Origin of the sequence: Rubrilithobacter danxiaensis, assembly GCF_047272945.1 — a bacterium.
Taxonomy (GTDB): domain Bacteria; phylum Bacteroidota; class Bacteroidia; order Sphingobacteriales; family Sphingobacteriaceae; genus Rubrolithibacter; species Rubrolithibacter danxiaensis.
The window spans coordinates 27,867-39,874 of sequence record NZ_JBKOPS010000009.1; the positions used below are offsets into that span (position 1 = coordinate 27,867).

Annotated in this window: 12 protein-coding genes; 8 read left to right on the forward strand and 4 right to left on the reverse strand. The window is 38.7% G+C overall.

What is annotated here, in order from left to right:
• Positions 1 to 294: 294 nt before the first annotated feature.
• Entirely contained in the window at positions 295 to 3,192 is a 2,898-nt protein-coding gene (locus ACLCDL_RS12600) for a DEAD/DEAH box helicase (protein WP_423148668.1), read from the forward strand.
• Here ACLCDL_RS12600 and ACLCDL_RS12605 read toward each other — a convergent pair.
• Complete coding sequence (locus tag ACLCDL_RS12605; RefSeq protein ID WP_423148669.1) at positions 3,189 to 4,307, reverse strand: DUF4407 domain-containing protein; 1,119 nt, start codon at positions 4,305 to 4,307, stop codon at positions 3,189 to 3,191. The two genes, ACLCDL_RS12600 and ACLCDL_RS12605, sit on opposite strands and share 4 nt — an antisense overlap.
• Before the next feature lie 131 nt (positions 4,308 to 4,438).
• On the opposite strand from ACLCDL_RS12605, the gene ACLCDL_RS12610 reads away from it, so the two are divergent.
• Entirely contained in the window at positions 4,439 to 4,753 is a 315-nt protein-coding gene (locus ACLCDL_RS12610) for a rhodanese-like domain-containing protein (protein ID WP_423148670.1), read from the forward strand.
• Position 4,754: 1 nt separating this feature from the next.
• Positions 4,755 to 4,958: a DUF6358 family protein gene (locus ACLCDL_RS12615; RefSeq protein WP_423148671.1), complete on the forward strand. Its 204-nt coding sequence runs from the start codon at positions 4,755 to 4,757 to the stop codon at positions 4,956 to 4,958.
• Positions 4,959 to 4,960: 2 nt separating this feature from the next.
• Here ACLCDL_RS12615 and ACLCDL_RS12620 read toward each other — a convergent pair whose 3' ends face one another.
• Positions 4,961 to 5,980: a dipeptide epimerase gene (locus ACLCDL_RS12620; RefSeq protein WP_423148672.1), complete on the reverse strand. Its 1,020-nt coding sequence runs from the start codon at positions 5,978 to 5,980 to the stop codon at positions 4,961 to 4,963.
• 67 nt (positions 5,981 to 6,047) lie between these two features.
• Between ACLCDL_RS12620 and ACLCDL_RS12625 the strand changes: the two genes are divergently transcribed.
• Entirely contained in the window at positions 6,048 to 6,713 is a 666-nt protein-coding gene (locus ACLCDL_RS12625; RefSeq protein WP_423148673.1) for a hypothetical protein, read from the forward strand.
• A gap of 33 nt (positions 6,714 to 6,746) precedes the next feature.
• The gene (locus ACLCDL_RS12630; protein WP_423148674.1) at positions 6,747 to 7,733 is read left to right on the forward strand and encodes a hypothetical protein; all 987 of its coding nucleotides are present in this window, start codon (positions 6,747 to 6,749) and stop codon (positions 7,731 to 7,733) included.
• Here ACLCDL_RS12630 and ACLCDL_RS12635 read toward each other — a convergent pair.
• Together ACLCDL_RS12635 and ACLCDL_RS12640 are read right to left on the reverse strand one after the other, a co-directional pair.
• On the reverse strand, positions 7,730 to 8,344 hold the full coding sequence (locus tag ACLCDL_RS12635; RefSeq protein ID WP_423148675.1) for a rhomboid family intramembrane serine protease: 615 nt from the start codon (positions 8,342 to 8,344) through the stop codon (positions 7,730 to 7,732). The genes ACLCDL_RS12630 and ACLCDL_RS12635 overlap by 4 nt on opposite strands.
• Positions 8,345 to 8,363: 19 nt before the next feature.
• On the reverse strand, positions 8,364 to 8,987 hold the full coding sequence (locus tag ACLCDL_RS12640) for a hypothetical protein (RefSeq protein ID WP_423148677.1): 624 nt from the start codon (positions 8,985 to 8,987) through the stop codon (positions 8,364 to 8,366).
• A 191-nt stretch (positions 8,988 to 9,178) separates the two neighbouring features.
• Between ACLCDL_RS12640 and pepT the strand changes: the two genes are divergently transcribed.
• The 3 genes from pepT (at position 9,179) to aat (ending at position 11,931) form a co-directional block, all read left to right on the forward strand.
• Entirely contained in the window at positions 9,179 to 10,429 is a 1,251-nt protein-coding gene (gene pepT, locus ACLCDL_RS12645) for a peptidase T (RefSeq protein ID WP_423148678.1), read from the forward strand.
• Positions 10,430 to 10,497: 68 nt separating this feature from the next.
• On the forward strand, positions 10,498 to 11,271 hold the full coding sequence (locus tag ACLCDL_RS12650; protein ID WP_423148679.1) for a hypothetical protein: 774 nt from the start codon (positions 10,498 to 10,500) through the stop codon (positions 11,269 to 11,271).
• Between the two features lie 21 nt (positions 11,272 to 11,292).
• Positions 11,293 to 11,931 carry a leucyl/phenylalanyl-tRNA--protein transferase gene (gene aat / locus ACLCDL_RS12655; protein WP_423148680.1) on the forward strand — a complete coding sequence of 213 codons (639 nt, stop codon included), beginning with the start codon at positions 11,293 to 11,295 and terminating at the stop codon, positions 11,929 to 11,931.
• Positions 11,932 to 12,008 lie beyond the last annotated feature (77 nt).

Here is a 12,008-nt window from a genome sequence, read left to right on the forward strand (position 1 = left end):
AACAGTCCAAATTGAATTTTTGGCCATAAAAGACAGTTTAAGGCTTTATATAAAAAAAACAACTTAAAATAATGGGGAAAAGATTTCTGAAAGTGTGGAGTTTATTTCCTAATTTTTTCACATATATTCTCATTTGTTTACAGTTTGTGGGTTGCGTGAAAATGAAAATTCCCTTTTTTGAAATAGCTGCTAGAGCACAAGTACCTTTAATTTTTTTCTTTAAAAAACACCGAAATATCCTTACGTTTACAATTTTTTAATTGGATAGCCTTTACTTGTTTATTCTCGTTACGAATGTTACGCGTTGATACTAATAAGCCTTTTAAAATTGTTTATTCTATTTGCAAACATGAGTTTTTGGGTTATCTGATTGAACCGCATGTTGTACAATTAAATCCGGACGGAGATTTCTCGCTTACATATCAGCGGCTGTTTTCTACAACTGCAGAAGAGTTTACTCAGGTTTTAGACGAAGAAGACAAAAAACTCATTAAGCTTCTGGAAGAAGTTGAGCAAGGGCATATAATCAAAAGATTTTATAAAAAACCGATTCGGCCCATGGAGTTTTTCTCTAAAATTTATGATGAGAAACTGCATGGAGTTATACGCCCTAAAATAGAAAAGAAGCTTGCTGAAGCCCTCAGGCTCTTAAAAAATAAGGAATTATATTTAATGGGGAAGGAAGGCTGGCCGGTAGAAAAAGCATTGCACATTGCAGAAGAGCCGGTTTCTGTCCTGTTCCATTTCAGAAGAAATGCTGAAGAAACCCGGTATTTTCCAACAATAAAATACCAGGGCTACCGAATTGAGTTCATGTTTAAAGACGCCCAGATAATTTGCAATCATCCGGCATGGCTTCTTTTAGACGAGGTACTCTATCCTTTTGATGAACATGTTGAAGGGAAGAAACTGCAGCCGTTTCTCAATAAACGTTATATCGGTATACCAAAATCATCAGAGAAAACGTACTTCGAGAAATTTGTTTGCCCTTTAATAGAGAAGCATCACGTGTACGCCGAAGGCTTTGAAATCCGGACGGAAAAGTTTGAAGCAAGCCCCGTATTAAAAGTTATTTATGTTGCAGGAGGTATATCTCAACTACAGTTATATTTTAAATACGGTACATATGTTTTCCCTGCCGGAAGCGACCGCCAAGTTACTGTGAGAATGGAAAAGCAGGGCGATGACTACATCTTTCATCGTGTAAAACGCTCTTTAATCTGGGAAAAAAATAAATTAAATGAGTTGCTTGAAATGGGCCTGAAAACCGGTGGAGCCTTATTTACAACTTTGGAAGTTACTCAAAATTATCCTGAGGAAGAGGACCGTTCTTTCAGCATAATAAACTGGCTGAACGACAATCACGATGAACTTTTAGCTAAAGGCTTTGCTTTTGAACAACCTGAAGGAGATAAACGTTTTGTTTTTGGACATACCAAAATTGATCTTGAATTCAGAGAAACAAACGATTGGTTCGATATGTATGCCGTTGTTCATTTCGGGCCGTATCAAATACCTTTTATTGATCTGAAACATCATATCCTGAATCGCATTCGGGAATTTGTGTTACCCTCGGGAGAAGTTGCAGTTATCCCCGAAAAGTGGTTTTCGCAATACAGCAATTTACTTGCTTTTGCAGAAGGAGGTAAACATCTAAAACTAAAAAAACATCACATTGGGCTGATAAATGACTTTGCCGACAGCGAACTTGCCAGCATTACAATTGATCGGAAATTGCAGAAACTCGCTGAATTTGAGGAAATAGAAGATATTACGCCTCCTCTAAATTTTCATGGAAAATTACGGTCATACCAACAAGCGGGATATAACTGGTTTAATTTTTTAAGGAATTACAATTTTGGAGGATGTCTGGCAGACGATATGGGTTTGGGTAAGACGGTTCAAACGCTGGCGCTGTTGCAAAAGATAAAGGAAGAAGACAAAGAAAATCAGGTAGCTTCTACGTCACTTATCATTATGCCTACTTCGCTTATTTATAACTGGCAGAATGAAGCACAAAAATTTGCTCCCGAACTTAAGATCCTTTGTCATACAGGAACTTTCAGAAATAAGGAAGTGGAGAAATTTGCTGAATACGATATTGTATTTACCACCTACGGTATAACAAGGGTAGATATTGACCAGCTAAAGAACTTTTATTTTAATTATATTATTCTGGACGAAAGTCAGAATATTAAAAACCCTGCCTCGAAAGCATACCGCTCTGTGCGGCAATTAAAGTCGAAACATAAGTTAATTTTGAGTGGTACACCTGTTGAAAATTCCGTTAATGACCTCTGGTCTCAAATGTCTTTTATAAATCCGGGTTTACTTGGTAATCAGCATTTTTTCCAAGATAATTTTGTAACTCCCATAGAAAAAAAGAAAGATGAAGAAAAAGCGAAAAAACTCCAGGCTTTAATAAAACCGTTTGTTTTGCGCAGAACAAAAGCCCAGGTAGCAACGGAACTTCCTGAAAAAACAGAACAACTGTTCTATTGCCAGATGAACGAAGAACAGTCGCAGGTATATGAAAAAATCAAGTCAGAATACCGAAATGAACTGTTACAGAACATTGAGAACGGAACCTATAAAAGTTCACAGGTTCAAATCCTTCAGGGTTTAACAAAACTCCGGCAAATTGCAAATCATCCGGCAATGGTAGATGAATCGTATGAAGGCGAGTCGGGAAAATTTGAAAACGTAATAAACGCACTCCAAACAGTGCTTTCCCGCGGACATAAAGTACTGGTATTCTCTCAGTTTGTAAGGCAATTGAACATTTACCGGAAACATTTTGATAAAGAAGGAACGGTTTACAGTTATCTGGACGGAGCTACAAAAAACCGTGGAGAAGTAGTAAAAGAATTTACTGAAAATAAAGACATTAAGCTTTTTTTAATATCCATAAAGGCTGGCGGAGTAGGTTTAAACTTGACAGAAGCTGATTATGTTTTTATTCTTGACCCGTGGTGGAACCCCGCGGTAGAACAGCAGGCTGTTGACAGAACACACCGTATCGGGCAGGATAAAAAAGTGTTTATCTATAAATTTATAACAAAAGATACGGTAGAAGAAAAAATCCTTGCTTTACAAAGCAGGAAAAAATCGGTAGCAGAAAGCCTGATAACTACAGAAGACAGCTTTGTTAAATCTTTATCAGCTGAGGATATAAAAGAGATATTGAACTAATCCCAGGAATAATTCTGTAGCTCTTTTTCCGATTGTCCTCTTATTATTTGCTTCTGTTTATCTATTTCGGTTTCTATTTTGGTATCCTGCACGCCATCTGTAACGGCAATATCGTAATCCTTATTTTTATAGGAGCCGTAAATGGAAGATTCTTCAACATTGCCCACAGCAATATCGTACGGGCCGCGGTTACTCATTAGCTTTACAAAAACCGGCAGGCATTCAAATAAAATAAACAGGAAGCCTATAAACGAAATCGCAAGGTATGTACCCAGTTCTCTTGTTCCGTCGGCATTGAACGAAAGCTGGCCCAAAGCCCAGTTACGGTCTGCAAAACCGGCTACGTTTACCAGGCTGTCCAGTTGCTTTCCGCTAAACATCCGCTCGGTGGATATGCCGTCCAGGTCTTTCCGACGGTTAATAAAATTCTCCATTTTAGCTATATCCTGTCGTACCGCATTCAGCCTTTCCAGTTTCTGGTTAATAACCGCATCCTTTTGCTTGGCATAGGTGCCGTAACCAACAATTCCGGAAGTCTGGTTTGTTTTATCGCCAAATACTTCCTGATTTAACACATAACGGGACCGATTAATATCTTTCGTCAGCGAGTCCTGCTCGCTGTTTAAATCCTGCAGTTTCGCCAGTTCCATTGAATATTTATTGGAAAAGGTACGGTTCAGTGTGTCTATCTTTGAGCGCTGCCCGTTCAAGTAACTTGTCTTAAGCTTCTGCCTGATCTCTTTATCAAAAATCTTCAATTCCAGCGGCCGGGAAATAACAATCCCAATCATAATGGCTAGTAAAATACGTGGCGTAGCCTGAGCTATTTGCTGATTCGTGGTTCCGCTTTTATTTATACTGCTCACAATGTAGCGGTCCATATTAAAAATAGCCAGGCCCCAGATAAGTCCAAAAAGAACTGCAAACACAACTGCTGCAGGAGAGCCTGAGAAAACAAAATACATTGCATAGCCACCCGAAAGGGTAGCAAAAAGAGCGGTAAAGAAAATAGTGGCACCAATGCCAACAAATTTATTATGTTCTGTAGGAAATTTTTTTAGTGTTTCAATATGGGCTCCGGAACAAAACCAGAAAAAATCAGTTATCTTCTTCATTAATGTCAGCGACAAATATTTATTAAAACGCTTAGGCCCTCAAGTTGTTACGAAATCAGAAAAATTATTATTTATATTCGGCTGAAGAAGAGCTTAATTATAACCCTTATCTTTGCAAAAAATATAACAATATGAAAGAGATCTCTGTACAGGAACTAAAAGAAAAGATGGATAACAAAGAAGATTTCCAGCTTATAGATGTTCGTGAACCTTTTGAATATGAAATGTCAAATTTAGGAGGCCTGAATATCCCGCTTTCAGGAATACTTTTAGAGGCAGACAAAATTTCAAAAGATAAACCTGTTATTATGCAATGCCGTAGCGGAAAACGCAGTGCTGCAGCTATTCAGCAATTAGAGCAGCAAGGTTATGACAATCTGTATAATTTAGAAGGAGGCATTTTGGCCTGGGCTTCTGAAATAGACCCGGACCTGCAGGTTTATTAAAATGATAAAAAAAATCTTATTAAATATTTTTTTCAACCTGGGTATTCTTACGCTTGTATTATGCCTCATTTGGCTATACAACCATCAGCAATATCCATTAATGGCCGGAGTAGTGTTTATTCTGGCCCTGTTTGTATATTTAAAGATGCGCCTGATAAGGAGCGTTAAAGAGTTAACCAGAAAAAAGGCTTCAGCAAAAAGATAGCTTTATTGCGGATTAAATTCCAGACCTAAACCTGGTTTATCGGTAAGAATGTATCTTCCCTCGTTAAAATCCGGATCTTTAAAAGGATTGTTCTTTGTTAAAAAAGGGCCATCCAGATCACACCAATCACAAAGGGGAGCCAGTGCTGCCGCTGCTAAAGTGGCAATGCTGGTTTCGCTCATGCAACCAATCAAAATCTTCATCTTAAGCTGCCGTGCTCGTTCAATCATTTTATACGCCTCAAACATTCCGGCACTTTTCATCAGTTTAATATTAATGCCGTGATAAGCTCCTTTTATCTTTTCAATATCAGAGTGTCGTTGAACAGCTTCATCAGCAATAATCGGTAAGGGACTATTTTGAGTAATCCAGGCATTATCGTCTATTTTGTTTTTATCCATGGGCTGTTCTACCAGCTGAACGCCATTCTCTTTCAAAAACCAAAGTATTTCCAAAGCGTGGGTTCGGTCAGTCCATCCCTGATTGGCATCTACATACAGAGGTTTGTCAGTTACTTCACGAATGGCACTTATAAGTTCTTTATCATTTGCACTGCCCAGTTTCACTTTCAGCACTTTACATTTAACCGCTTCTGCAACTTTCAGTTTAATTATTTCAAACGTATCAATCCCAATAGTTTGTGATGTTAAGGGCATTTGTGCCGGGTTAGAATTAAAAAAACTGTAACAGGGCTTGTCTTCAATTTTTCCTTTAAGGTCATGCAAGGCTATGTCAACGGCTGCTTTTATTGCCGGGTTTCCGCTTGCAAGGGTATCCAGGTAATTATTTATAGCAGCGAAATCAAAAGGATAATTTACCCAGTCAAGATTAACTTTTTTGAGGAAATCCGTTGCAGTTTGTACACTTTCTCCCATGTAAGGCACCATCGAAGCTTCCCCGTACCCGGTAAATCCCTGAGATGAAATCTCTAATAAAATTAAGGGCGTTGAAGTCCTGGTATGTTTTGAAATGCGGAAGGGATGTTTAAGTTCAAGTTCAAAGGGCTTATAAGTTATCTTCATTAAAAATTAAAGATAAGAGAGATTTCATACTTCTAACACCAAATTAACTATTCCTTGTTAATCAGATATGACATCTAGTCTTAAATACTTTATATTATTTTTTTTAACTACTTCAATACTAAGCGGCTGCGCAACTAAAAGACATAGGACTCCGGCAGAAAAGGTCAGCATGGTTATCAATGTAAAAAGTAACGATCCTGATCTGGTTTCCACAAACCTTGATTATTACAGTTTGAAGATGCTTGATGCTTTAGAAAGGTTTCAAAAGGTAGATTTGGGACTGGCAGAAGAAGATGAACCAGCCGATGTAACTTTAAGCATCGATATACAGAATCTCACAATTTGGCCTAAAAACGAATATCGAACCAGAAGAACATTTTCAAGATCTGTGATAATAGGCAAAGATGCGGGCGGAAATCCAATATATGGAATAGTAAGAGCCAGCGCAGATATTATCCGGGAGCAGATACGTACAGACGCCAGTTTATCCGTCAATTTGAAATTTTCAGGAAAAGAGGATAAATCCTTCCAACGTGTGTTTGTGCCGCGTTATAACTGGAATAGAATTTATGCAGAAAATATTCAGGGAGACCCCAGGGCTTTAGACCCGTCTATCCTGATGGCTTCTGTTCCCCCGCCCGATCCTCAACCCATTGAAATACTTATCCAACTTTCTGAACAGGAAATGTTCGATCGTGTATCAAGAGAGATTCGATCTTTCTATAATAAATAAATATTTAGCTGAAGATGTTTGTAAATTTGGGCGATGATTAAGCCTTTATTTCGTCCTTTTGACCGTTTTACATTTAACCAGACTTCCTGCTTTTTAAGCGGAGAAAATACCCAGATAAAAACAAATGTGTTTCCAAAATGGCTGATCGAAGCGTTTGACCTGGAGCAGAAACCTATAAAACTGTTAGATGAAGGAATTGTAAATTATTCAGATATCCTGCTGCCTGCTTCAGAACAAACCTTATTGGCAATGGAGGCTCTTGAGAATGAAATCTCTGCTGCTGCGCTCGGAGGCTATAAGCAGATAAAAGAAATTTCTGAAATACGCCTTTTTCAATGGATCTGCAAATGGGTTTACGGTATGATCCATTTTGAAATAAGAAACGGGCTTAAACAACAACGTGCGTCCGGAGAAGCCTTTAACTTCTCCCAAACGTTAATCCACAAGTTCAGTAATTTGCACCTTATGCTGCAGTCGCTTATACGGCCTGTTGAATTTGAAGGAGTGAAACCCTGGTCTATTTTAGTATTTCCTGTTAATAATCCCGAAAACACCTTTAGCTATCGCGATGAAATAAACACCTTAACCTTTTCTTTACGGATGAAGGATTTTGGCATAATTGGGTGCCTTCAGGATAACGGAGCAAACAAAACATTCCATAAAGAAATGCTGGGAAAGCTTGAAGGAAAAATCTTACATCCCATCCAATTTGAAGAAGTATGCGGGCGGTTTTTTTATTCATCTTACCTGTTTAACCGCCTGCCCGATTATACCATTCTGCCAACGGAAGAAACTATTTTTATAGAAAGCATGCTTTTTTACAGCATAAGTGGACAGCCCCTTTTTGATGCATGGCAAAATAAAACCTACGGACAGGTTTTGGAAAACTTCTGGAAACCCTGGGGATATAGCTTATTTGAAATTATTAAAGACCCCGAAAATCCCCTGAGTTTTTTGTTTAGCGAGGATAACAATTTTATTCCAGGCAACTTGGTAGAGAATACGTTAAATAAAGTTTAACTTCTATGCAGCAGCTGGTTGAAAAAGTAAGAAATTACGTTGGGGTAAAAAATAATGGTGAGGATTATTCCTGCAATAGCGCCGTAAAAATGCGCATCGTGGTTTATATGGCTCGACTGTTTGGAAGCATATACGCTGTAGGCTAAATAAAGTACCCCGAAAAGTACTGCCGGAATTGGGATCGGAATTGGAAATATCATCATTGATGAAAGCGGGTAAAATAAAATAAAGCTGAATACCACTGCCGATACAGCGCCCGAAGCACCCAGGCTGTTATACCAGAAATGATCTTTGTGTTTTATGATAGTGCTTATATCACTTAAAGCAAGGCTGGCAATGTATAAAACCGCGAATTGCCAGTGGCCGATTATCTTTTCAAGATTAAAAGCAAAAAAATAATAAGAGAGCATGTTAAAGAAAAGATGCCCCCAGTCTTTGTGGATTAAACCGCTGGTAAAAATAGAATAAACACGTTCTCCTCTGTTTACACTGTATGGATGCAGCATAAATTTGCCGTAAACTTCCTCGTTATAAAAAGCATACAAACTTGTTACGATGGTAAGTAAAAAAATTACACTGGCTACGGGAGTTTCATTAATGTATTCTTGCATGAGGGAAAAATACAGTTTTTTACCATAATCCCTCGGGGCCGAAGGTATATTTTATACCAATACTGCCAACACCCAGCATATCAGGACTTACATTTTTAAAAATTGTCGGCGGATCGTTATAACCGTCCAGTCCTTCGCCAAAGGTTACGTTAAACTGGTACTTTGCACTTACAACAAAACGGGTATAGCCCCAGTAATCGGTTTTCAGGTCGAAATTCATACCAATTTCAGCAGGTAACAGCAAGCCCATGCTTTTATCTTTTCCGGGGAAAGTATAAATAGTTCCATCTGGGCGGGGCTTGTTTCTAACTATTTCCTTCTGGTTATTCATAATTACTCCAATACCAGTTCCCATGTATAGATTGCGGATGAAATACCACTTTGGATAAAGATCAACGTTTACAACCTGCCCGATACTGATTTTTCCATTTGCTGTGATAGAGGTATAATTATTTTTAAAATAACGAAGATGAGGATCGGTAAACCGGTCGCCTCCTGTAACTAATCCGTTTTGAAATTCCAGTCCGGCTGTAAGAAAAGGAGTAATGTAATAATCGCCGGTAGCGATAATAGAATAAGAAGGTGTTTTTTTATCAAGATCAGCGAAAGCTGCGTTTGCGCCTACACCGAGACCAACAGCCATTCGGTAGAAATTATATTGCGCAAAAGATACTTTACAGGTAAGTAAAACAAATAATAGTAAAAGCGCTTTTTTCAACGTATTGAAGTATTGAGAGCAAATCTTAAAAGTATTGTAAAACTACAATAAATTCTAAAAATTCACCAAAATTAGGTTAATTCACTGAATTGGTTTTGTACGTTAAAGTTAATATTATGTTTCTGAATTATAATTTTACCTTCCTGGAGCGTTTTTTGAAATACGTTACCATAGATACGCAGTCTGATCCGTATTCTCCAACCTGTCCTTCAACCGAAAAACAGAAGAACTTAGGCCGCCTGCTGGTAGAAGAGTTGAAAGAAATGGGAATAGAAGACGCAGCGCTGGATGAATTCGGATATGTTTATGCTACCATCCCTTCCAACACAGGTAAAAATGTTCCGGTAATTTGTTTTTGCTCCCACATGGACACTTCTCCTGATTCAAGCGGAGCGAATGTAAAACCAATGGTACATAAAAACTATCAGGGACAAAATCTGGTATTGCCAGACGACCCGAAACAGGTTATAAAACAGAATGAACACCCGGATCTGGCATCCAAAATTGGTGAAGATATTATAACAGCCAGCGGATCCACTTTACTTGGAGCGGATAACAAGGCAGGAGTTGCTGAAATAATGGACGCAGCTAATTTTTTAATGCAGAACTCGGCTGTAAAGCACGGTGCAATTAAAATTCTTTTCACTCCTGATGAAGAAATTGGCCGTGGAGTTGATAAGGTTGACCTTAAAAAGTTAGGTGCTGTGTACGCCTATACAATTGACGGAGAATCAAAAGGCACGATGGAAAATGAAACGTTTTCCGCAGACGGCGCCATACTTACAATAAAGGGAGTAAGTGCTCATCCCGGCTTTGCAAAAGGGAAAATGGAAAGCGCCATTAAAATTGCTGCTGAAATAATCGCTTTACTACCAAAAGACAAACTTTCGCCGGAAAGCACAGCAGAAAAGGATGGCTTTATTCATCCTGTAGCTGTAAACGGAACTATTGAAGAAGCAACCGTTGAATTTATTATCCGCGATTTTTCTACAAATGAGTTAAAAAAACACGAACGAATTTTAGAGCTTATTGCAGAAGAAGTGATGCAGGGATATCCTGGCTCTTCATTTAAACTGGAAATAAAAGAGCAGTACCGCAATATGAAAGATGTTTTAGATCAGCATCCAAAGGTAATTGAATATGCCCGCAAAGCGATTGAAAGAATCGGTTTAAATCCTCAGTTAAGAAGTATCCGCGGAGGAACGGATGGCTCAAGGCTATCTTTTATGGGATTGCCCTGTCCTAATCTGTTTGCAGGAGAACATGCATTTCACAGCAAACAGGAGTGGGTTTCGGTCCAGGATATGCAGAAAGCAGTAGAAATGATCGTAAACGTGGCCACGATATGGGAAGAAGAAAGTAATTGAACAGGTAGAGTTAAAAAATAATTGCTTACTTTATTAAACTTATATAAGCAGGATAAGTCGATTATTGTATGAAAAGAAGTTTAATTTTTTCTTTACTATTCACCGTTTTTATTACTTCACAGGGGTTTTCTCAAAAAAATGACATTTCCAAAAATCAGCTTCTGGATAGGGCCATCGTCATTGACGGAAACTTTTCTGAATGGAACGATTCTTTACGGGTTTATAATCCCGAAGCTAACATAACCTATGCTGTTGGCAACAACGATTCAACATTCTACCTTGCTGTAAAAACTGCGGATCCGCAAATGATAAGAAAAATTCTCACTTTCGGATTCAGCTTCAGCATTAATAAAGAAGGAAAAAAGAAGCCGGAAATTACGGTAACCTATCCCTATATTGATCGTGTAGCAATGCCTGTTGCTGCAAAACGCCCTGCCGGCCCTCCTGATTTTAATAAGCTCAACAAGTTGCAGCTTGCAAAAGTAAAGGGAGTAATTGTAAAAGGTTTGAAGGAACTTCCGGATGGAAACATTGCTCTTAAGAATGAATACGGCATTCAGGCAACAGCAACAATTGACGACAAGAACATTTTCCGTTACGAGCTTTCTGTTCCGCTTCAGTACTTAAATCTTGAAGCATCTTTTGATGGAACCCTTGCTTATAATTTTAAAATTAACGGGCTGGAAAGAACAGTGCTGGAGCGTAGCCCGCGAAATCGCAGTTACGGTTATGGAGGTTATGGATATGGCTACGGAGGCTATGGTTACGGTGACGACGTTTACCGGCGTAAAATAACCGATGCCATTGAGTTTTGGGAAAAGTATAAGCTGGCAGGCAACTAAGAACCTTCCTCTCTTTTTTAAATGATATTTCGACTCTCGGAATCCGACCTTGTATTCCCTCCGGCAGAATTAGCCGATGAAGATGGTTTGTTAGCCGTAGGGGGAGACCTTTCTCCGCAGCGATTAATCTTGGCATATAAAAACGGAATTTTCCCCTGGTATTCAGAAGAAACTCCTATTCTCTGGTACTCTCCCCATGAACGTTTTGTACTTTTTCCAGAAAAACTGCGCATCAGTAAAAGCATGCGCCAGGTTTTAAGGTCAGAGCGATTTATTGTTACAGAGAACGAAGCTTTTGAAGAGGTAATAAAAGCTTGTGCTACCGCTTATCGGAAAGACCAGGACGGAACCTGGATTACTGCCGAAATGCAGCAGGCCTACATCGAACTTCATAAATCAGGCAATGCACATTCTGTAGAAGTATGGGAAAACAAAGAACTCGTAGGTGGCTTATATGGCGTGAAAACGGGTAGTGTTTTCTGTGGAGAAAGCATGTTCAGTAAGGTGAGCAATGCTTCTAAAACGGCATTAATATGGTTGTGTAACAATAAAAATTACCGCTTAATTGACTGCCAGATTGCAAGTGAACATCTTGAAAAAATGGGCGCAGAGCTCATAAGCAGAGCTGTATATATGCGCTATCTGAATTCCGGATATTGAAGCAGATAATTCGCTCCAAATTCTCGCTATATATTGTAACATGTTCATCCCTGAACCGTAAAATATCCCGGATTAAA